This window comes from Bradyrhizobium sp. CCGUVB1N3 (assembly GCF_024199925.1).
Taxonomy (GTDB): Bacteria; Pseudomonadota; Alphaproteobacteria; order Rhizobiales; family Xanthobacteraceae; genus Bradyrhizobium.
Window position 1 is genome coordinate 5,652,435 of the sequence record NZ_JANADR010000001.1, and the last position, 20,956, is coordinate 5,673,390.

Annotated in this window: 15 protein-coding genes and 1 pseudogene; 8 read left to right on the forward strand and 8 right to left on the reverse strand. The window is 65.9% G+C overall.

Features of this window, described 5'->3' with window-relative positions:
* Positions 1-38 precede the first annotated feature (38 nt).
* The 3 genes from NLM33_RS26985 to NLM33_RS26995 all read left to right on the forward strand — a co-directional run bounded on the left by NLM33_RS26985 (position 39) and on the right by NLM33_RS26995 (position 4,700).
* Positions 39-1,307 carry an HlyD family secretion protein gene (locus NLM33_RS26985; protein WP_254100445.1) on the forward strand — a complete coding sequence of 423 codons (1,269 nt, stop codon included), beginning with the start codon at positions 39-41 and terminating at the stop codon, positions 1,305-1,307.
* Positions 1,249-2,868: a DHA2 family efflux MFS transporter permease subunit gene (locus NLM33_RS26990; RefSeq protein ID WP_256570556.1), complete on the forward strand. Its 1,620-nt coding sequence runs from the start codon at positions 1,249-1,251 to the stop codon at positions 2,866-2,868. Before NLM33_RS26985 ends, NLM33_RS26990 begins: the two co-directional genes overlap by 59 nt.
* Before the next feature lie 107 nt (positions 2,869-2,975).
* A complete protein-coding gene (locus NLM33_RS26995) occupies positions 2,976-4,700 on the forward strand; it encodes an ATP-dependent Clp protease adaptor ClpS (protein WP_254100447.1) in 1,725 nt (574 codons plus the stop codon).
* A 165-nt stretch (positions 4,701-4,865) separates the two neighbouring features.
* Here the strand turns inward: NLM33_RS26995 and NLM33_RS27000 are convergent, their stop codons facing one another.
* The 7 genes from NLM33_RS27000 to NLM33_RS27030 all read right to left on the reverse strand — a co-directional run bounded on the left by NLM33_RS27000 (position 4,866) and on the right by NLM33_RS27030 (position 13,299).
* A complete protein-coding gene (locus NLM33_RS27000; RefSeq protein WP_254100449.1) occupies positions 4,866-6,530 on the reverse strand; it encodes a tannase/feruloyl esterase family alpha/beta hydrolase in 1,665 nt (554 codons plus the stop codon).
* A 96-nt stretch (positions 6,531-6,626) separates the two neighbouring features.
* On the reverse strand, positions 6,627-8,078 hold the full coding sequence (locus tag NLM33_RS27005) for a GntP family permease (protein ID WP_254100451.1): 1,452 nt from the start codon (positions 8,076-8,078) through the stop codon (positions 6,627-6,629).
* A gap of 3 nt (positions 8,079-8,081) precedes the next feature.
* Positions 8,082-9,098 (reverse strand): patatin-like phospholipase family protein, encoded by a 1,017-nt coding sequence (locus tag NLM33_RS27010; RefSeq protein WP_254100453.1) that lies wholly within the window; start codon positions 9,096-9,098, stop codon positions 8,082-8,084.
* A 193-nt stretch (positions 9,099-9,291) separates the two neighbouring features.
* Positions 9,292-10,536, reverse strand: coding sequence for a phosphoglycerate dehydrogenase (gene serA / locus NLM33_RS27015; protein ID WP_254100455.1), 1,245 nt, complete (start codon positions 10,534-10,536; stop codon positions 9,292-9,294).
* A gap of 126 nt (positions 10,537-10,662) precedes the next feature.
* Positions 10,663-11,895: a rhodanese-like domain-containing protein gene (locus NLM33_RS27020; RefSeq protein ID WP_254100457.1), complete on the reverse strand. Its 1,233-nt coding sequence runs from the start codon at positions 11,893-11,895 to the stop codon at positions 10,663-10,665.
* 77 nt (positions 11,896-11,972) lie between these two features.
* Positions 11,973-12,329 carry a hypothetical protein gene (locus NLM33_RS27025; protein ID WP_254100459.1) on the reverse strand — a complete coding sequence of 119 codons (357 nt, stop codon included), beginning with the start codon at positions 12,327-12,329 and terminating at the stop codon, positions 11,973-11,975.
* 70 nt (positions 12,330-12,399) lie between these two features.
* On the reverse strand, positions 12,400-13,299 hold the full coding sequence (locus tag NLM33_RS27030) for an alpha/beta fold hydrolase (RefSeq protein ID WP_254100461.1): 900 nt from the start codon (positions 13,297-13,299) through the stop codon (positions 12,400-12,402).
* 164 nt (positions 13,300-13,463) lie between these two features.
* Here NLM33_RS27030 and NLM33_RS27035 point away from each other — a divergent pair, with 164 nt between their 5' ends.
* Entirely contained in the window at positions 13,464-14,330 is an 867-nt protein-coding gene (locus NLM33_RS27035; protein WP_254100463.1) for a LysR family transcriptional regulator, read from the forward strand.
* Positions 14,331-14,345: 15 nt separating this feature from the next.
* Here NLM33_RS27035 and NLM33_RS27040 read toward each other — a convergent pair whose 3' ends face one another.
* Complete coding sequence (locus NLM33_RS27040; RefSeq protein ID WP_254100465.1) at positions 14,346-15,230, reverse strand: dihydrodipicolinate synthase family protein; 885 nt, start codon at positions 15,228-15,230, stop codon at positions 14,346-14,348.
* A gap of 194 nt (positions 15,231-15,424) precedes the next feature.
* On the opposite strand from NLM33_RS27040, the gene NLM33_RS27045 reads away from it, so the two are divergent.
* The 4 genes and pseudogenes from NLM33_RS27045 (at position 15,425) to NLM33_RS27060 (ending at position 20,914) form a co-directional block, all read left to right on the forward strand.
* Positions 15,425-16,831: an FAD-binding oxidoreductase gene (locus NLM33_RS27045; protein WP_254100467.1), complete on the forward strand. Its 1,407-nt coding sequence runs from the start codon at positions 15,425-15,427 to the stop codon at positions 16,829-16,831.
* Between the two features lie 6 nt (positions 16,832-16,837).
* Complete coding sequence (locus NLM33_RS27050) at positions 16,838-17,503, forward strand: GntR family transcriptional regulator (protein ID WP_254100469.1); 666 nt, start codon at positions 16,838-16,840, stop codon at positions 17,501-17,503.
* 103 nt (positions 17,504-17,606) lie between these two features.
* Entirely contained in the window at positions 17,607-18,956 is a 1,350-nt protein-coding gene (locus NLM33_RS27055) for an ABC transporter substrate-binding protein (protein WP_254105895.1), read from the forward strand.
* Between the two features lie 163 nt (positions 18,957-19,119).
* Positions 19,120-20,914, forward strand: a pseudogene (locus tag NLM33_RS27060) (YgiQ family radical SAM protein).
* Positions 20,915-20,956: the final 42 nt, after the last annotated feature.

Here is a 20,956-nt window from a genome sequence, read left to right on the forward strand (position 1 = left end):
TTGGAAATCGTCAAGTTTCCTAATTCAGGGAGCCCTCCATGACCGTCCACACCAGCCCATCCAAGATCGAAGCCACGGGGGTTCCGGCCAGCGTGCCGGAGAGCCTGCTGCCTGCCGAAACAGCGTCCGCTCCATCCAGAAAGTTCAACCTTCGCAAGCTGTTGCTGGCGGGCGTCGCAGCCGCGGCGCTGGCCGGCGCGAGCTGGTACGGCTGGGACTACTGGACGGTCGGCCGCTACCTCGTCTCCACCGATGACGCCTATGTGAAGGCGGACAACACCACCATCGCGCCCAAGGTCAGCGGCTACCTCGTCGCGGTCGCGGTCGCCGATAACGAGCAAGTGAAGGCGGGCCAGGTGCTGGCCCGGATCGACGACCGCGACTTCAAGGTCGCGCTCGATCAGGCCGGCGCCGACGTTGCGGCCGCCAGCGCCACCATCACGAGCAAGGAGGCGCAGCTCGAGGTTCAGCAGGCGGTGATCGCGGCGGCCAAGGCGACGATCGACGTCGACACCGCAACCAAGACCTTCGCGAGCCAAGAGAACAAGCGCTACACGGACCTCGCCGCGACGGGCTTCGGCAGCGTGCAGAACGCGCAGCAGGCGCAGGCGCGCGATGCCGGTGCGAACGCCGCCATCCAACGTGACACCGCCAATCTCACCTCGGCCCTCAAGCAGGTCGATCTGTTGAAAGCCGAGATTGTGCAGGCCAGGGCCGCTCTCGCCCGCGCGGAGGCCGTGCAGCGCCAGGCCGAGCTCAATCTTGGCTACACCACGGTCGTCTCCCCGATCGACGGCGTGGTCGGCAACCGCACCCTTCGCCTCGGCCAGTTCGTGCAGGCCGGCACGCAGTTGATGTCGATCGTACCGACCGACGGCGCCTATGTGGTCGCCAACTTCAAGGAGACCCAGCTCACCCACGTGCATGCCGGCCAGACAGTCGACATCGAGGTCGACATGTTCCCGGGCCAGGTCGTGCACGGCCATGTCGATTCGATCGCACCCGCAAGCGGTCAGGAGTTCGCGCTGCTGCCGCCCGACAACGCCACCGGCAATTTCACCAAGGTGGTGCAGCGCATCCCCGTCAGGATCGCGCTGGATGCCGAGAACGCGCCGTCGATCGCGCTGCGTCCGGGCATGTCCGTGATCCCGACGATTGCGACGCGCTCCAGCGCGCCTGCCGCGCTGGCAGTGACTGCACCCAAGGCAAATCAGACCAAGGCAAACCAGACCTCCGGAGGGTCGCGCCATGTCCAACAGCCTCACAATCCCCGCGCCCGCACGCTCGATTCCGGCCGCGACGCCTGATCGCGTCGTCGCCGATCCGAACCGCGCCAGCGCCACGATCTGGATCGCCGTCTTCGCGGCGATGATCGGCGCCTTCATGGCGATCCTGAACATCCAGATCACCAACGCCTCGCTGCTCAATATCGAGGGCGGCATCGGCACCGGCGTCGACAACGGCTCCTGGATCTCGACGTCCTATCTGATCGGCGAGATCATCGTGATCCCGCTCACCGACTATTTGTCGCGCGTGTTCTCGTTCCGTAACATCATCCTGAGCTTTGCGACGCTGTTTGCGGCATTCTCCGTCGCATGCGCCTTCACCCACGACCTGCCCTCGATGATCGCGATGCGCGGCTTGCAGGGCTTCTTCGGCGGCGTGCTGATCCCGATGGCCTTCACGCTCGTCTTCACCAGGCTGCCGAAAGGTCAGCAACCGATTGGGCTTGCGATGTTCTCGCTCGCGGTGACCTTCGCGCCCGCGATCGGCCCGACCATCGGCGGCTATCTCACCGAGAATTACGGCTGGCAGACCATCTTCTTCGTCAACGTCGTGCCGACCGCGGTCATGGTGACGACGCTGTTCTTCACGCTGGAGCGCCAGCCGCTTCAGCTAGGCCTGCTGCGCGAAGGCGACTGGTTCGGCATCGCCACCATGGCGGTCGGCCTCGCCTCGCTCCAGGCCGTGCTCGAGGAAGGCAACAAGGACGACTGGTTCGGCTCGCCCTTCATCGTGCGACTTGCCATTGTCGCGGCCGTCAGCCTCGCACTGTTCATCTACAATGAGCTGGTCGTGGAAAAGCCGCTTCTGCGCCTGCGGCTGCTGACGCAATGGAATTTCGGCGTCGGCACGATCGCCTCGGTATTCCTCGGCTTCGCCCTGTTCGGCTCGGTCTATCTGCTGCCCGCCTATCTCGGCCAGGTGCAGGGCTACAATGCCGAGCAGATCGGCAACGTGCTGGCCTGGACCGGCCTGCCGCAGCTTCTGCTGATTCCGCTGGTGCCGAAGCTGATGCAGCGCTTCGACGCTCGCTATATCGCGACCGTCGGCCTGCTGCTGTTCGCCACGAGCTCCTTCATGAACATCATGATGTCGCTCGATTATGCGGGCGATCAGTTCCTCGCGCCCAACGTCGTGCGGGCTGTCGGCCAGGCGCTGACGCTGGCGCCGCTCTCCGCGCTCAGCCTCGGCAGCGTCGCGCCGCAAGACGCGGCCGCCGCCTCCGGCATCTCCAACATGATGCGCAACCTCGGCGGCGCGATCGGCACCGCGGTGCTCGCGACCATCGTCACCAAGCGCGAGCAGTTCCACTCCAACGTCATCGGGCAGTCGGTCACACTCGGTCGCGAAGAGGTCCGCGGACGCATCGCGCAGCTCACGAACTATTTCACCGCACATGGCGTGCCGGACCCGAACGCCGCACACGAGCAGGCCATCATCGCGCTCGGCAAGCTGGTGAAACGCCAGGCGCTGGTGATGGGCTTTTCCGACACATTCGCCGTGATCGGCGTGGTGCTGGTGGTGGCCGCGATCGCCGTGCTGCTGACGCGACAGGTCAAGGCAGCGGGCGGGCCGGCGCATTAGGCTTCGACCATCCTGTTTTTTTGAGCGGCCGTCACGCTTGACGGCCGCCACTTTTTGTGTTCTTTCTTTGTTCCATTCAAGCATAAGTTGTAACACGAGTTAATTTCATGATGAGTGATATGCACAGCGAAAGCGGGCCGGCCCAGCTCGTGTTTCATGATGACGAAGATACGCCGGAAGAATTTGTGATCGAGTTGCTGCGCCGGGTTTTCGGCAAGTCGGAGCGTGAAGCGCTCGCGCTGATGACCCGGATTGAGCAGGAGGAAAAGGCCGGCTGCGGCCCCTACCCGCGCTCCGTCGCCGATGCACTGCTCAAATCCGCGCTGCAGCACATTCAATTTGCAGGTCACGGCCTGCGGATCACGCTCGAGCCGGTCAAGACGACTTGCGAGCTTTGCGGCAAGCCCGAGGCGCAGACCGACGTGCGACTCGGGAGCCGTACGATCTGGCTGTGCAACGAATGCATGCGAGCGGCAGGCAACCCCGGCAATGAGCCGGAAGAAGAGGAGTTCGAATATGCCTGCGAGGTACTGGACCGGCAATTCGCCGGCGTTCCACGCAGCAAGCTCGTGACCACGGTCCGCCAGTTTCCGGGACACATGCGCGCAGACATCCAGGCGGCCGTCGATCGGCTGTTCGCCTCCGCGATCCGGCTGTTCGGCATCAACGACGAGCAACGCTACGAGACGCTGTCGATAGCACGGCTTCTGCGCGACGGTCGCCATGCGCAGGCGATTGCGCCGCTCCAGTATTTCGATCTCGACATTGGCGAGAAGAATCCGGTCAAGTGCCTCGACAACGGGCTGTGGCTTTGCACGCAGGGCGATCTCCGCTACGCGGTGCTGCTCTGCGCGCATCGCGAATACAGCCGTGAGAGCGGAATCCGGATCGAAATCGCCGTGCCCTCGGGTGCCGCGGGCGCGGCCCTCGTCCAGCGATGCTTCGGCGAGCTGGAGCAGGCCGTGCAGGCCGCACGCACCTATCGTGGCAAGATCCTCTCGCTCGACGCCGACAGCGATTATCGCGGCCGCTCGCGCGGCATCACCGTGCATCGCCTGCCGCCGGTGGCACGCGACGAGGTGATCCTGCCGGAGCAGACCTTGCGGCTGCTTGATCGCAACGTCCTGAGATTCGTCGGCACCCGCGATCAATTGCGCCGGCTCGGCCAGTCGACGCGCAAGGGCATTTTGCTGTACGGCCCCCCCGGCACCGGCAAGACGCACACGATCCGCTATCTCGCGACGCACTTGCCCGGGCATACGACCCTGATCATCACCGCCGAGCAGATGGGCCTTCTCGGCGCCTATATGAGCCTGGCGCGGCTTCTCCAGCCCTCGATGGTGGTGATCGAGGATGTCGATCTCATCGCCCGCGACCGCGATGAGATGGGACCGTGCGAGGAATCCCTCCTGAACAAATTGCTCAACGAGATGGACGGGCTGAAGGAGGACGCGGACATCCTGTTCGTCCTGACCACCAACCGGCCGGAGGACCTCGAAGGTGCGCTCGCCGGCCGGCCCGGCCGCATCGACCAGGCGATCGAAGTGCCTCTCCCCGACGAAATCGGCCGCAGCAAGCTGGTTCGGCTCTACGGCAAGGGGCTGCCGCTCGATGACGCCATCGTCACCGAGGCGGCGCGGCGCAGCGAGGGCACGAGCTGTGCCTTCATCAAGGAATTGATGCGGCGGCTAGCGCAGGCGAGTCTCGCGCGCGACGGCGGCAATTCCGTCATCTCCGCCGATATCAATGAGGCGCTCGACGAGATGCTGTTCTCCGGCGGTCGCCTCAATGCGCAGCTGCTCGGCGGCGCGCAGGCGATGGCGGCGGGATAAATCGCCGCCGCCGGTTGGAGCATGATCCGGAAAAGTGTGAAGCGGTTTTCCCTCGCGACAAACGCGGAACGCGTTTGCGCGGAGATCATGCTCAAACAATAACCTAAAGCGCGATGACGATTCATCCCAATCTCATCGCGCTTTGGCGTCGTCGACACGCCGCGGTTACGGCGCGCAGAAGAAGCTCGCAGCCTCCGTCGCCGGGCCGCCACTGTAATGCGGCCAGGCCGGCCAGCGGCACAGCGGCAGCGCGCGGACGACCGCGAAGGACGGCGCCTCGACCTTCTGCTCGATGACCTCGAGATCGCCGGGCGCCTTGTCCTTCTCGACCCAGTCGACCAGCACGCTCAGCATATCGACATTGGCCGGCGCGCCGGAGCCGAGATGGTCGACGCCGGGCGCCGTGTAGAGCCTTGCGAACAGATCCGTCGTCGCCGAGCCCATCAAGCGCTCGACGTTCTCGAAATAGCGGATGCCGGCATAGGGGCTCTGCGCATAGTCGGCCATATGCTCGAGCATGATCAGGCGGCCGCCATGCGCGCGGAAACGGCTGAGATCGGGGTTGGTCGAGTCCATCAGTTGGGAGATTTCGAGCAGCCGCGCCTTGTGGTCCTCGGGCTTGTAGGTGGTGACGTCGAGCTCCGGAATGCGAGCGAAGACATATTGAATGGTGCCCGCGCCGTAGACCCAGGCGAAGCCGTTGTTCGGCGCCGGCGGCTGCGCGGGCGCCGCGGTGCCGAGCCACCAGGCCGTCCATCCGCCGGTCGGGCCGACGGATGGCGTATCCTCGCCCGACACGCCCCAGCCCGGATAGTCATCGAGGCCGTTGGCGAGCGGGAACGGGAATTTGTAAGCGCCGTGCAGCGTGTCGATCGCCTTGATCTGCGCGTCGGTGAGGCATTGATCGCCACTCTGTCCGCTCGCGCAGCGCAGCGCCTGCGGCTTGAAGGTCGCTTTGCAGCCGACGGGATTCTCCACCAACGCATCGGCTAGGCCGTCGGCCTTGTCGCAGGCGGCGCGCACGGCGTCAGCCACGAGCTTCACCTGGGCCGGACGGATCCAGCCGTCGCCCATGGTCGCCAGGCCCGACCGGGTGCCGGCATGCTGCAGGCCGACCCAGTTGATGACCGGCACGCGCGAGAAAATGCCATCGAAATCCTCGGGGTAACGCTGCGCCATGGTCAGACCTTCGCGACCGCCCTCGGACGAGCCCATGAAGTACATCTTCTCAGGTCTTTTGCCGTAGGCGCGCTCGATCAGGGTGACGGCGGCGTCGCGCACCTTCTTGTAGGCGCGGTGCGCAAAGTTCTCGAACGCCTCGTCGTTGAGCGCGAAGGCCTGCGGCGGCTCGCCCGGCTTGGTCTCATGACCGGAATCGGTGCCATAGGTGACGAAGCCGCGCGCAAGCGGCGACGGCTTGTCGAAGGGATAGGCCGGCGGCAACCCGAGCCCGGTGATCAGAACGCCATTGAATCCGTCGCCGCCATATTGCAGCGAGCGCCCGTTCCATTCGACCGGCAGGTTGATCTGGAACCTGATCGGCGGCGCTTTCGGGTCCGCAGGCTCGATGTGACCGAGCACCTTGCAGAAAGCAGGACTGGCCGGGGTGACGCGTGCCGACGGCATCGGTCCGCGTTCGGCGACGGTGAGCGGCGACGGCGCCTGGAGCGTCGCGGAGTCGATCTTGACCGCACCGACGCCCGAGGCAAGGCCCTTGCAGACGGTGTCGGCATCCTCGGCCAACGTCAGCGCGGATGCGCCGTCGACATGAGTCAACGCCACCAGCAGGCTCGCGAAACACACGGTTGCGCTGATCTGAGAACGCGTCATCGTTTCCACCCGGATTTTCTTGTTATCAACGGCAAGCGGGCGCATTCAACGCAGCGTGCGGCCGTCCGTCAATCACAGGCGCGGGATTGCGCGTCGTCAGAACGATCCCACGACGCTGCCCAGCGCGATGACGATGACCAGCGCCAGCAGGGACGAGACGATGCCGACCATCACGATATCCCGGTAGCTGTCGCGGTGGGTCAGTCCGCAGATCGCGAGCAGGCTGACCACCGCGCCGTTGTGCGGCAGGATGTCCAGCGTACCCGAACCGATCACCGCCACGCGGTGCATCAGCGCGAGGTCAACGCCGGTCTGCGCGGCGATCTCCACATAGGTCTGGCCGAGCGCATCGAGCGCGATCGTGAGGCCGCCGGATGCCGAACCGGTCAGCGCGGCCAAAATGTTGGTCGCAACCGCAAGCGACACCAAAGGTCCCCCCTCGATTGCGAGCACCCAGTCGCGCACCGTCTCGAAAGCCGGCAGTGCGGCGATGACGGCCCCGAATCCAACCAGGCTCGCGACACTGAGCGCCGGGAGCACGGAGGCATTGGCGCCGGCATCCATGGTCTGCCGGAGCGAGGCCAGCCTCGCCCAGTTCATGGCAATGGCCACGACGATCGCGGTGGCGAGCGCAACCGAGACCGACCATACGCCGGCGACGGCGGACAAGGACGTGCCGCCCCAGCGTTGCTCGGCAAGGTACGAGAAGTCCATCCGCGGCAACACCAGGAGCGACATCACGAGATTGACGGCCACCACCACTATGAGCGGCACGACCGCGCTCAAGACCGGCGACGGCGCTTCGCTGCGACGGCCGCGGCGGATCTCGGCGGGATCGAATTCGCGCGCGGTGGTCGCACGCTCGCGCAACATTTCATTGTCAACGACATGCTCGGCCGTGCCTTGCGCGTCGCCAAAACCCTCACCTGCGCGACGGGCTTGCGCCTCCGCCCGCTGCAGCCACCACAATCCGACGCCGAGCATGACGAGTGCGGCGATGATGCCGAGCCCGGGTGCGGCGAACGGCGTCGTACCGAAAAACGGCATCGGAATCGCGTTCTGGATCGACGGCGTGCCCGGCAGCGCCGACATCGTGAAGGTCGACGTGCCCAGCACGATCGCCGCCGGGATCAGCCGGCGTGGAATGGAGGCTGCGCGGAACAGCGACTGTGCCATCGGCGCGATGACGAAGAACGCGACGAACAGGCTGACGCCGCCATAGGTGACCAGCGCACCGGCCAGCACGACTGCGAGGATCACGCGCTGCTCGCCGAGCCGCTGTGCCATGAAGGTGGCGACCGCCGTCACCGCGCCGCTGTCATCCATCAGCTTGCCGAAGACGGCACCGAGCAGGAAGATCGGAAAGAACTGCGCCAAAAAGCCCGCGGCGCTCGCCATGAAGACCTGCGTCAGATTGGCGAGCAGCGGCTGGCCGCCGAATGCCGCGGCAACGAGCGCCGCGAATGGGGCGAGCAGCAGGACGCTCCAGCTGCGGAAGGCCAGCACCACGAGCAGGCCGAGCCCGACGAGAATGCCGAGAAGCCCCACGTCTCAGCACTCCGCCAGAAGGACATCGAGATCGGCCGTCGAGCGCTGGCCGATGTCCTCGCCGTGACGTTCGAGGAATTCGCTCGCGGCCCGCCGGCCCTCGGCGCGGAGCATCGAGACGAACTCCCATTCCGCGTTCAGCTTGGAGGAGGCGCCGAACCTCGTCAGAATATCGCTCTTGACCCGGTGCGTCCTCATCCGCGCCCAGCGCGCGCCCTCGCCGCTTCCTGGATCGGCCGCCTGACGGAGCAGCGCGATCATGCGCAGCTCCTTCATCAGCGGCGAGTTGAACGAAATCTCGTTGAGCCGGTTGAGGATCTCCGCCGCGGTGCGCGGGTCTTCCGGCCGCTCCGTCGGATTGATCTGCACCAGGATGGTATCGTAGGCGTCGCTTTCGCGGACCAGCGGCGTGATCGTCGGGTTGCCGGCGAAGCCGCCGTCCCAATAGGGCTCGCCGTCGATCTCGATGGCGCGGAACATGGTCGGCAAGCAGGCCGAGGCCAGGAGAACGTCGGCCGTGATCTCGGCGTTGCGAAAGATCCGGCCACGGCCGGTGCGCACCCGCGTCGCCGTGATGAACAGCTTGACCTCGGAACGCGCGAGGCGTTCGAAATCGATGCTCTCGGCGAGCACCTTGCGCAGCGGATTGTAATCGACCGGGAGATCGTAGGGCGAGAACAGCCGCGACATCAGGTCGGTGAAGACGTAGGCCGGCGAGGTGTCGAGCGTCCAGCGCCCCATCAGGCGATCGAGCGGCGAGCGCTGCAACGGACTGAACGCGGCGGCGCGCGAAACGCGGCGCCAGTATTGGTCCAGCGCCTCGCGCGCACCTTTGGCGCCGCCCGCCGTCCATCCGTCGGCCAGCACCGCGGCGTTCATCGCTCCGGCGGAGGTCCCGGAGATCGCGACGACATCAAGCCAAGTCTCTTCGAGAAGGCGGTCGAGCACGCCCCAGGTGAACGCTCCGTGCGAGCCTCCGCCTTGAAGTGCAAGGTCGATCGGTATGCGATCTCGGGTCATCGTGTCCGCCCTCACGCAACTTAAGCTCAACTTCGATGAGACTTGTACGACGAGACTTGTACGACGAGACTTGACCTTCAGCGCCCCGGCTAACCACAGGTAGTGTAGAAAGCGGAAGGTGGGCCGCGCAACGGCGAAGCCCGCCCCGATGCGTCACAGCGTCGTGATACGAAACGCCGTCAACCCGTTCGCGTCAGTGCTCGAACACCAGCCGCGCGCCGATCGTGCCGTCGAGCGCGCGGATCTGCCGGAGCAGCTCGTTCGAATCCTGGCCACCAAGATCGGCGTCGAGCACGACGTAGCCGAGCTCGCCATGCGTCTCCAGATATTGGGCGGCGATGTTGACGTCACGCTGCAAGAAGACCTCGTTCAGCCGACGCAGCATGCCCGGCACGTTGCGGTGGACGTGGCTGAAGCGAGCGCCGGTGGGGCGGAGGTGGAGCTGCACCTCCGGGAAATTGACCGCCCCCATGGTCGAGCCGGTGACGTAATAGTCGACGAGCTTGCGGGCCACCTCGCCGCCGATCCGCTCCTGCGCCTCCTCCGTGGAGCCGCCGATATGCGGCGTGAGAATCACGTTGCTCAGACCTTGCAGCGGGCTCTTGAAGCGATCGGCGTTCGAGGAGGGTTCGACCGGGAAGACGTCGACGGCGGCGCCGGCGATGTGCTCGTCGCGCAAGGCGCGCGCCAGCGCATCGAGGTCGACGACGGTGCCGCGGCTGTTGTTGATCAGGAACGAGCCCGGCTTCATCAGCCGCAGCTCGCGCTCGCCCATCATGCCCGCGGTTTCCGGCGTTTCCGGCACATGCAGGCTGACCACGTCGCTCTGGGCCAGGAGGTCATCGAGCTTCTCGACCGGCTCGGTGTTGCCGTGACGCAGCTTGTCGGTGCGGTCGAAAAAGATCACCCGCATGCCCATGGCTTCCGCGAGGGTGGAGAGCTGCGAGCCGATATTGCCATAGCCGATGATGCCGAGCGTACGGCCGCGCACCTCGCGGCTGCCGGTCGCCGACTTGTCCCAGCCGCCGCCATGCGCCGCGACCGAGCGCGGGAAGATCTGCCGCAGCAGCATCACGATCTCGCCGATGACGAGCTCGGCGACGCTGCGCGTATTGGAGAACGGCGCATTGAAGACGGGGATGCCGCGCTTGCGGGCGGCGAGCAGATCGACCTGATTGGTGCCGACGCTGAAGCAGCCGACCGCAAGAAGCTCGTCGGCGGCGGCGAGCACATCCTCGGTGAGCTGGGTGCGCGAGCGGATACCGAGCAGCGATACGCCCTTTACGGCTTGCCGCAGCGCCTCGCCGTCGAGCGCCTTGGTCAACCGCTCGACATTGGTGAAGCGGGCGCCCTTGAACAGGTCCGCTGCGCTGTCATTGACGCCTTCAAGCAGCAGGGCTTTCGCAGTCCTCTCAGGGGTCTGGCCTGTGGCTGACATGGGATCTCCGTGGGTATCGCCTTCGCGCGCGGCTTAGTCGCCGGCGGGGCGGAAGACAATATGATTTTCACCTGGACACAAGATGGCGGGGCATCTTGATCTCTCGCCCGGCCTGCATGCGCCCGCTCAGATCACGTAAAATCCATGCGTCGCGTCGCGGCGGAGCTGCTCGACGAGGCCGTATTCCCAGTCGAGATAGGCCTGCATCGCGCGTTCAGCGACATCGGTCCCTTCGTAGGGACGTCGATACCGGTGGGCGGGATCTGGCTTGGGCAGCACTTGCGGCGGCCCCATTTCCAGCGCGCCGTCATAGCCGCCTTCGAGCACGTAGACCTCCCAGCCCATCTGCGCCAGCCAGGACGCCGTCATGTCGGCGCGCACGCCTTTGTCGTCGGTCAAAAGGATGCGCGCACCGCGCACGGGCGCAGCCATGTCGATCTCCTGAACGAGCTGACCGCCGGCGTAATGGCGGAAGCCGGCGAGGTGACCGGTCGCATATTCCTCGGCGTCGCGCACATCGAAGCGATACAGCGTCCGCGAGGTTTGCGCAGCGAGCGCCGCCGCCTCGCCCGCGCCGATGTGGCGAACGCCGGCACGATAGGCGACGTCGCGGGCATTGGCCGCGGCGCCCTCGAACGACCCGACCGCACCGCGCCGCCCGGCGCCGTGCTCGAGCGAGTGCCTGGCAAGAGTCCAGCCGATCGTGCCGTTGCGCAGCGCGCGCACTTTGTTGGGGACGCCCGCATTGATCAGCGACTGTGTGCCGATGATCGAGCGCGTGCGGCCGGCGCAATTGACGATGATGGTGGTGTCTGGATCGGGCGCCGCGCGGCCCGCGCGCAGCACAAGTTCGGCGCCGGGCACGCTGACCGAGCCCGGGATGTTCATGGTCGCATATTCGTCGAAGCGGCGAACGTCGAGGATCGCGACATTGGCCTTGTCGGCGATCAGGCTTGCGACCTCGTCGGCGCTGAGCGAGGGCGTGTGACGGCGCGCCTCGACAAGCTCGCCAAAGGCCTTGGCATAGGAGTTGACGTCCTCGAACACTTCGTAGCCGGCCGCGCTCCACGCCTTGAGGCCGTCGTCCAATGCGCGGACGTTGCTGTAGCCCAGCGCGCGCAGGCGCTCGGCGCCGGGTCCGACCAGACCTTCGCCGTCATCATAAAGAACGATCGTCACGTCCTTGCGCGGCAGCCTCGCCTCGGCCTCGATCGCGATGCGTCCCTCTGCCATGTTGGCGGCAAACAGGGGATGGCCGCTGGCGAACGCCGCCTCGTGCCTGAGATCGAGCAGCGCGATCTCCTCGCGCAGCAGGAGCGCGCGACGAATGTCGGCAGGGGTGACGGTGGGAAGCTTCATGGAGCGGCGGGTCCTCGCGAGAATGAGCCTGCCGCTTTTGGACCATTGCCGCGGCCTTGGCTAGCCGCTCCATGCGCTCACTGCTTCGGGCCGACTGTTCCCGTTTCCTTCAGCCGCGCCGATCTGACCCAGCCGGACACGGCATTCCCCGTTCGCGGGTTGGTGTACATCACCGACGACCAGCCGTCGTCGGTCTGTGCATAGGCGATCAACTCGTCCTTGGGGATGACGAATATGCCGCTGATGGCGCAGGCGGGATTCGGAGCCGAATAGAATTGCAGCCGTCCCGTTCCGGTCACGACGTTCGCAGTCGGCGGCGAGAGCATCGGCGCACCCTTGCCGCCTGCTTCCGGCTCCTTGCAAGGCGGCGCAGCGAGAGCGGGCGTGACGAAAACCAAAGCGATACAGGCAAGCAGCGATCTGACCAGAACCATCCGAATCTCCGTGCGGGCGTCGTAATCGCCCTTGGCAACGGAGACATGATATCAGAGCAAACTGGCGCTATCAGCCGGCAGCGGCCACCTGCTTCTCGATGATGCTCGCAACTCGCACGGGGGTTTCCAGCATCGTGTAGTGACCGGCATCGTCGATGGTCTCGAACGTCACGCGCGGATAGGCAATGGCGAACGCGTTGTGCGAGGGCTCGCCGCGATAGAAGGCGATGTCGAGCGCGCCGTTCACGACATGAAGCGGCGCCGCGAGTCGTTGCGGATCCTCGGTGATCGATGAGGTCGTGAACATCTTCAGATAGCCGCGCATCGCCTCGACCGTGCCAGCCTCGCGCGCGATGGTTAGCTTGCGCTTCAGCCAGCCGGCACCATAGCGGCTCGAGGTCCTTGCCGTGATCGCCCGCGCAGCCGCCTCGTCCTGGTCGATCACGGCGTTCAGCGCCTTCAGCGCGGCCTCGTCGGCGTGGAAGCCGGTCGGCGGCACCGGCGAGAACAGCGTGACACTCTGGATCCGCGCGGCGGCGGTGAGCGCGATCTTCTGCGCCACGAGGCCCGACATCGAGTGTCCGACCAAATGGAAACGCGTGAGCGCGAGCTGATCGGCCGTGCGCAGGACGTCCGCGGTGGCTTCATCCAACGTGTAGTTGCCGGTCGCCGCGCGTGACCAGCCGTAGCCGCGCAAGTCCATGACGATGAGCGTGTGACGGGCGGGATCGACATAGGGCAGCACCGGCTCCCAGTTGACGTGATCGCCGAGCCATTCGTGCAGCAGGACGCAGACCGCCAGGCCCGTACCGACACGGCAGTGGCCGAGCCGATCCGCCGTCGCCAGTTGCGGCGCCGGCCAGAGCGAGGACGATGCGATCTGCGCCGATTGCCGGTCCTGGGCCATGGCAGGCGCGGTGGCTACGGCAGCCGTGAGGCCCAGGCCCTTCAGAAGATTGCGACGTTGCATTTGCTCTCCGTGCCAACCCGGATTCGTCCTGATCCAGGGTTCGAAGCACGGAGAAATAGCCGGCAGGCGGCGCAATCGAGAAATTGATTTCCGCAATCACCTTATTGATAACTCTCATCTGGACCCGCGCGCAGTCAGCGGGCTGATTTCCGGGAGCTGCCCTCATGCCGACCACCCTCGATATCGACACGCTCCGCTCCCTGATCGCGATCGTCGACCTGAAGAGCTTTTCACGTGCTGCCGAGCGGGTCGGCCGTTCGCAATCCGCAATCAGCCTCCAGATCGCCCGCCTCGAAGGCCTGGTCGGCCATCCCCTGCTCGAGCGGGTGCGCGGTCGCGTGATCGGCCCGACCGCGCGGGGCACCGAGTTCGTCGCGCATGCGCGCGAGATCGTCGCGCTCAACGAGCGGGCGGTCGCCGCCGTGCGCCGGCCAGCCGCGGGTGAGCGGATCAGGCTCGGCATGCCGGCGGATTTTCTGGAGCGCGATTTTTCCTCTATTCTCTCCGAGATCCGCGCGCGCTGTCCCGGGGCGAGGCTTTCGCTGCACACCGACCTGTCGGCGCGGCTCGCCGAGGATGTCGGCCGGGGCCGGCTCGATCTCGCTTTCTTCAAGCGCGCGCCGTCGAACGAAGCGGGTGCCGCGATCGCGTTCGAATCCATGATCTGGTTCGGAGACGCCACTTCGGCGCGTGGCGGGCATGGCGATGCGCTCCCGCTGGTGGCGTTCGCGGAAGGATGCGCCTATCGCGAGGAGGCGCTCCGCAGCCTGCGTCTGACGGGCCGAGACTGGATCATCGCCTGCGAGGCACGCAGCCTGTCAGCGCTGGTGGCCGCCGTTCGCGCCGGCCTCGGCTATGCCGCGCTCCCGGCAAGGCTCGGTGCGCGCAAATCGCTGAAGCGCACCCATGCGCACGCCGAGCTGCCCGACCTCAATCCGGTCGAGCTTGCGCTCGGCATTGCCGAAGGCCGTAACATGGCCTTCGCCCGGACCATCGGCGGCATCATCGCGGAGCGCTGCGCGCTGGCGTGATGCGCCGCGCTGCGGTCACGCGATCGCGGGACTCACCAGCGCGTCGATCTGCGCCTTCAGCGCCTTGCCGTCGGAGAGGCCACGAAGCGGCGGACGCACGCGCAGCCAGCCGGGATCGGCGGTCTGTGCTGCGAGAATGGCTTTCAGCGTCGCGACCAACGACGGCGTCTTGACGACGATATCGATCGCCGCCTGCATGCGTGCCCCGACGTCCTTGCCGTCGACCATGCCCTTGACGAGCTCGGGCACGATGTTGGCCATGCCGCAGATGGTGCCGGCGCCGCCCGCCGCGATGGCGCGGGTGATGTCGGCTTCATTGCCGACGGTGATGGCGAGCTCGGGGGCCGCTGCACGGAATGCCTGGAATTGCTTGAAGTCGCCGCTGGAGTCCTTGAGGCCGGCAACGAGCTGGCCGTAGCGCTTGCGAAGGCTCGCTGCCACCGTCGTCGGGATGGCGACGCCGGAGACTTGCGGGATGTGGTAGAGATAGGCGCGCAGGCGATCATCCGCGACGCCATCGAAAATCGCCGCGAACGCGTCCTCGATTCCCTCCGCGCCGATGCTGCGGTCGAAATAGGGCGGCAGCACCAAAACGTGGCGCAGACCGAGGCTCAGCACCGAACGCGTCAAGGCGATGCTGTCGCTGATCGCAGGAAAACCACCGCCGATGCCGATGCGATCGGCAGCGACGCCGGCCTTGAGCAAGGCCTCCACGGTCGCGATACGCTCTGCAACATTGAATGAGGTGCCTTCGCCGGTGGTGCCGAACACCACGACGCCGTTGACGCCTTTCTTGAAAAGCCGAAGCGCGTGGTCCGCCAATCGGACGGGGTCAACGGCTCCCTCGGCCGTCAGCGGCGTCGGCGTGGCGACCCAGAACCCGCGAATTGCGTCAGTCATGACATATCCTTTGTGACAGCTATTTCTCTAAGGCTTTGATCAGGCTTGCTCTTTTGGAAAAGCGCGGAACCTGCTTGGCGTTCCCATTTACTTCTTGTACCTTACATACAACATCGCCGCAATTCCATCGTGAAGCGGGTCGCGCCACCAAAAATGCATGGGCGGCGGCGACACCCGGTAACAGAGGCCCCGCAATGACATCGCTGCTCGAACGCCCTGAGGACATGCTGCGCGATCTGCGCGACCGGCTTGGCCAGCAAGCCGTGCTGATCGGCAACGAGGTGCCGGCGCGCAATTGCAACGACTGGAGCGCGAGCCTGCCGCAAACACCGCTCGCGGTGATCCGCCCGGTGGACGCGGCCGGCGTCGCCGCGGCCATTGCGACCTGCCGCAAGGCAGGCCTGCCGTTCGTGCCGCAGGGCGGCTTGACGGGCCTCTGCCGCGGCGCCTCGCCCGAGCCCGGCTGGGTCGCGATCTCGCTGGAGCGCATGACCGGCATCGAGGAGATCGATCGCGCCTCCGCGACCATGACGGTGAAGGCGGGCACGCCGCTGGAGACGATCCAGAAGGCGGCCGACGAGGCCGGCTTCTTCTTCCCGCTCGATCTGGGATCGCGCGGCTCCTGTGTGATCGGCGGCAACCTCTCCACCAATGCCGGCGGCAACCGCGTGATCCGCTACGGCATGACGCGCGAGCTGGTGCTCGGGCTCGAGGTCGTGCTGCCGGACGGCACGGTCATCACCAACCTCAACAAGCTGATGAAGAACAATGCCGGCTACGACCTGAAGCATCTCTTCATCGGCTCGGAAGGCACGCTCGGCATCATCACGCGCGTGGTGCTGCGGCTGTTTCCAAAGCCGCGCTCGACCATGGCCGCCCTGTGCGCGCTGAAGGATTATGCCGCCGTGGTCGCGCTGCTCGATGCCGCGCGCTCCGGGCTCGGCCCGCTGCTGTCGGCGTTCGAGGTGATGTGGCCGGATTATTGGGAGGTGATCACGGCGCGCGCCGGCGTCAAGCCGCCGGTCGCGGCAGGGCACGGGCTCTACGTGCTGGTGGAAGCGCAAGGCACCGATGAGAGCATCGATGCGCCGCGCTTCCAGGCCTGGCTCGAGGAGCTGATGGAGCGCGGGCTGCTTGCGGATGCGGCGGTGGCGCAATCGCTGGCGCAGACCCAGAAATTCTGGGCCGTGCGCGACATCTGTTCCGAGTTCGGCCAAGTGCTGGGGCCGCACCTCTCCTACGACATCGGCCTCGCGGTCAAGCGGATGGACGAGTTCGCCACGCGCTGCAAGGCGGCGCTCGCCAGCAGCATCGAGGGCTGCGAGAGCGTCTATTACGGCCATATTGGCGACGGCAATCTGCATCTCGTCTCCTGGGTGACGGGTCTGCCGACCGAGCGCCAGCCGAAGGACGCGATGGACGCGATCATCTACGGCCTCGTGCGCGAGATGGGCGGCAGCGTCTCCGCCGAGCACGGCATCGGCACGCTGAAGAAGCAGTGGCTCGGCCATGCCCGCAGCGAAGCCGAGATCGCGCTGATGCGCACGCTGAAGGCCGCGCTCGATCCCGATCATCTGCTCAATCCCGGCAAGGTCATCTGAGGACCGATGAAATCGCTGAAGCTCGACACGCCGAAATCGCTGGCGCAGCGCGTGATGCTGCGCCTGCGCCAGGGCATCATCGACGGCGAGTTCGCACTCGGCGCGGCCATTTCCGAGGAGATGGTCGCGCAGTCCTTCGGCGTCAGCCGCACCCCGGTGCGCGAGGCGATGGGCCAGTTGCAGGCGCAAGGCCTCGTGGTGATCCGGCCGCAGGTCGGCAGCTTCGTCTTTACGCCGAGCGAGGAGGACATCACGGCGCTTTGCACGTTCCGGATCGTGATCGAGCCGAAGGCCGCCGAGCTTGCCTTCGCGCACGACCGCGCCGGCGCGATCGCCGCAATGGAGCAGGCCATTGCCGCGATGGAAGAGGCGCTCACGGCCAAGGACAACGTCGCCTATGGGCGCGCAGACAGCGCGATCCACGATGCCCTGTTCGCGCATTGCGGCAATCGCTATCTCCAGGAATCCTATCAACTCGTTTCTGGGCGCGTCGCCGCGCTGCGCACCAATCTGAGTGCGCCCGTCGACGTGCGAACGCCCGAATCCTTCGAGCAGCACCTCACGCTGCTGCGCCTGTTCGAGCGCGGCGACTTCGCCGCTTTCGAGAAGCTGATGACCACGCACATCACCAATTCGGGCAAGACCTATGCGAGGGCATTGCAAATCGCTTGAGCCACCCGTGGCGGGGTGAGTGACGAAACAAATCATAGCCGAAGAGAGGAAACGAGAAGTGTTGAGTGGTTACAGGAAGGCGATCAGGACGTGCACCGTGGCGATGTCGGTGCTTCTGGGCACGGCATGGGCACAGGCCGCGAGCGCGGAGGAGAAGCTCGTCGTCTGGTGGAACAAGGGCTACTACAAGGCCGAGGAAGACGCGCTGCTCGACGTCATCAAGAAGTTTGAGGCCAAGACCGGCGTGAAGGTCGAGCTGTCGCAATATGCGACGCAGGACATGATCCCGAAGCTGGTGGCGGCGCTCGATTCCGGCAATCCGCCCGACGTGACGTATGCGGACACCTACAATTTCCAAGGCGTCGGCAAGTGGGCCTCCGAAGGCAAGCTCGTGGATATCGGCTCCATCCTTGAGCCGATCAAGGGTGAGTTCGCTCCGCATCCGCTCGAAACGGTCATGCTCTACAACGACAAGACCAAGGCGAAGGCCTACTACGCCTTCCCGGTCAAGCAGGCGACGCTGCATCTCCACTTCTGGAAGGACATGCTCGAGGAGGCAAGTCTCAAGGAGACGGACATCCCGAAGGACTGGAAGGGCTTCTGGTCGTTCTGGTGCGACACGGCGCAGCCGGCCGTGCGCAAAGCGACCGGCAAGCGCATCTACGGCATCGGCCATCCCATGGGCGTCGACGCCACCGACAGCTTCATTTCGTTCCTGGTGTTCATGGACGCCTATAACGTGGTGCTCGTCGACGACAACGGCAAGCTCCTGGTCGACGATCCCAAGGTAAAGGCCGGCCTCGTCGCCGCGATGAAGGACTATGTCGAGATCGCCGCAAAGGGTTGCACGCCGCAGTCGGCGACGAGCTGGAAGGATCCCGACAACAACGTCGCCTTCCACAACAAGACGACGATCATGACGCACAATTCGACCATCTCCGTCCCCGGCAAGTGGCTCGACGACGCCAGCAACGAGACGCTGACCGCGGAGCAGCGCGAGGAGGCGAAGAAGAACTACTACGAGCGCATCCGCACCATCGTCTGGCCCAACAAGCCGGACGGCACGCCGGTCCATACCCGTGCGTCGGTGACGGTCGGCATGATCTTCGAGCAGGCGAAGAACAAGGACAGGGCCAAGGAGTTCGTGGCGTTCCTGCTGCGCGACGAGAACCTGCAGCCCTATGTCGAAGGCGCGCTCGGCCGCTGGTTCCCGGTCAAGACCACCGCCCAGAAGTCTCCCTTCTGGGACACCGACGTGCATCGTCGTGCCGAGCGCGATCAGTTCTTCGCGGGTGTCGGTGGCTATGAGATGAGCAAAAACTACAAGTTCACCGTGCTCAACAACGAGAACGTCTGGGTGAAAGCCGTGAACGCCATCGTCACCAACAAGGTGCCGGTCGAGCAGGCGGTCGACCAGATGATCGCGCGGATCAAGGAAGTGGCCGGCAATTAAGGCCTCACCTCAAGCGCGGGCGTTACAGGCGGGTTCGGCCCGCTCAAGCGCCCGCGCCAGGCGCCGGTGTCTGCGCGCGGCGGCAGCGATTTTGATGGCGGCAGGCGGAAATTGATGGGCCGGTCGATTGAATTCGCGGCACGCCCGGCTTATGCGTGGGCCCATGGAAACCACCGCCTGCGCCGCAAAACCCCTCAGTTCCTGGCCCCGCCACCGGGCCCACCCCGGCAAGGCCGCGCCGTTCCTCCCCATGAGCCGCGCCGAGATGACGGCGCTCGGCTGGGATGCCTGCGACATCGTGCTGGTGACGGGTGACGCCTATGTCGACCATCCGAGCTTTGGCATGGCGATCATCGGCCGGCTGCTGGAGGCCCAGGGCTTTCGGGTCGGCATCATCGCGCAGCCCGACTGGCATTCGGCCGAGCCGTTCAAGGCGCTGGGAAAGCCAAAGGTGTTCTTCGGCGTCACCGGCGGCAACATGGATTCGATGGTCAACCGCTACACGGCGGATCGGCGGTTGCGCCACGACGACGCCTATACGCCCGGCGGCGAGGGCGGAAGGCGGCCGGACCGCTGCACGATCGTCTACGCCCAGCGTTGCCGCGAGGCATTCAAGGACGTGCCGATCGTGCTCGGCGGCATCGAGGCCTCGCTGCGCCGGATCGCTCATTACGACTACTGGTCCGACAAGGTGCGCCGCTCGGTGCTGGCCGACGCCAAGGCGGATCTCCTGCTCTACGGCAACGCGGAACGTGCCGTCGTCGAGGTGGCACACCGGCTCGCCGAAGGCATGGCGCCGCGCGATCTCGATTCCATCCGGGGCTCCGCGCTGTTCCGCCGCGCGCCCGAGGACTACACCGAGCTGCATGCGGACGATCTCGACTCCGCCGACGAGGGCGCGGCGCGCCACCCCGGCAATACCGTGATCCGGCTGCCGGGCTGCGAGCAGGTCGAGCAGGACCGCGAGGCCTATGCGCGCGCGTCACGCGTGCTGCACCGGGAGAGCAATCCCGGCAATGCGCGGCCACTGGTCCAGCGTCACGGCGATCGCGACCTCTGGCTGAACCCGCCGCCGATCCCGCTCTCCACCGAAGAGATGGACGCAGTCTACGACCTGCCCTACGCCCGCGCGCCGCACCCGTCCTACGGCGATGCAAAGATCCCGGCCTGGGAGATGATCAAGTTCTCGGTGACGATCATGCGCGGCTGCTTCGGCGGCTGCACCTTCTGCTCAATCACCGAGCACGAGGGCCGCATCATCCAGAACCGCTCGGAAGGCTCGATCCTGCGTGAGATCGAGCGAATCCGCGACAAGACGCCGGGTTTCACCGGCGTGATCTCCGACATCGGCGGTCCCACCGCGAACATGTACCGGATGGCGTGCAAGGATCCGAAGGTCGAGGCGGCGTGCCGGCAAGATGATGAAGCCGGGCATCGGCGCCTATAACCGCTTCAAGCGGATGTTCGATGCCGCGGCAGAACAGGCCGGCAAGAAATATTACCTGATCCCCTATTTCATCGCGGCGCATCCGGGCACGACCGACGAGGACATGATGAACCTCGCGCTCTGGCTCAAGAAGAACCGCTATCGCGCCGACCAGGTGCAGACCTTCCTGCCCTCGCCGATGGCAACCGCCACGGCGATGTACCACACCGGCGTCAATCCGCTGCGCGGCGTGCGCCGCGACGGCAGCGACAAGGTCGAAGCGATCAAGGGCCTGCGGCAGCGCCGGCTGCACAAGGCCTTCCTGCGCTATCACGACCCCGACAACTGGCCGGTGCTGCGCGAGGCGCTGAAGGAGATGGGCCGCGCCGACTTGATCGGCTCGCGCCCGGATCAACTCGTCCCGGCGCACCAGCCGCCCGGCACCGGCAAGGCCGCCGGCACACGACGTCCCGTGCGCCCGGGCGACCGGACGCAGCGATTCACGACGAAGGGCGTGCGTGTAATGAAATGAGTGGAGCGCGGGGTCATCTCCGCGCGTTGCTGTTTTTTCTTC

What these genes read in the sequence shown, in the direction of transcription:
- NLM33_RS26985 (WP_254100445.1), top strand. Translation starts at nt 39, where the DNA reads ATGACCGTCCACACCAGCCCATCCAAGATCGAAGCCACGGGGGTTCCG.
- NLM33_RS26990 (WP_256570556.1), top strand. Translation starts at nt 1,249, where the DNA reads ATGTCCAACAGCCTCACAATCCCCGCGCCCGCACGCTCGATTCCGGCC.
- NLM33_RS26995 (WP_254100447.1), top strand. Translation starts at nt 2,976, where the DNA reads ATGATGAGTGATATGCACAGCGAAAGCGGGCCGGCCCAGCTCGTGTTT.
- NLM33_RS27000 (WP_254100449.1), bottom strand. Translation starts at nt 6,530, where the DNA reads ATGACGCGTTCTCAGATCAGCGCAACCGTGTGTTTCGCGAGCCTGCTG.
- NLM33_RS27010 (WP_254100453.1), bottom strand. Translation starts at nt 9,098, where the DNA reads ATGACCCGAGATCGCATACCGATCGACCTTGCACTTCAAGGCGGAGGC.
- serA (WP_254100455.1), bottom strand. Translation starts at nt 10,536, where the DNA reads ATGTCAGCCACAGGCCAGACCCCTGAGAGGACTGCGAAAGCCCTGCTG.
- NLM33_RS27020 (WP_254100457.1), bottom strand. Translation starts at nt 11,895, where the DNA reads ATGAAGCTTCCCACCGTCACCCCTGCCGACATTCGTCGCGCGCTCCTG.
- NLM33_RS27025 (WP_254100459.1), bottom strand. Translation starts at nt 12,329, where the DNA reads ATGGTTCTGGTCAGATCGCTGCTTGCCTGTATCGCTTTGGTTTTCGTC.
- NLM33_RS27030 (WP_254100461.1), bottom strand. Translation starts at nt 13,299, where the DNA reads ATGCAACGTCGCAATCTTCTGAAGGGCCTGGGCCTCACGGCTGCCGTA.
- NLM33_RS27035 (WP_254100463.1), top strand. Translation starts at nt 13,464, where the DNA reads ATGCCGACCACCCTCGATATCGACACGCTCCGCTCCCTGATCGCGATC.
- NLM33_RS27040 (WP_254100465.1), bottom strand. Translation starts at nt 15,230, where the DNA reads ATGACTGACGCAATTCGCGGGTTCTGGGTCGCCACGCCGACGCCGCTG.
- NLM33_RS27045 (WP_254100467.1), top strand. Translation starts at nt 15,425, where the DNA reads ATGACATCGCTGCTCGAACGCCCTGAGGACATGCTGCGCGATCTGCGC.
- NLM33_RS27050 (WP_254100469.1), top strand. Translation starts at nt 16,838, where the DNA reads ATGAAATCGCTGAAGCTCGACACGCCGAAATCGCTGGCGCAGCGCGTG.
- NLM33_RS27055 (WP_254105895.1), top strand. Translation starts at nt 17,607, where the DNA reads ATGTCGGTGCTTCTGGGCACGGCATGGGCACAGGCCGCGAGCGCGGAG.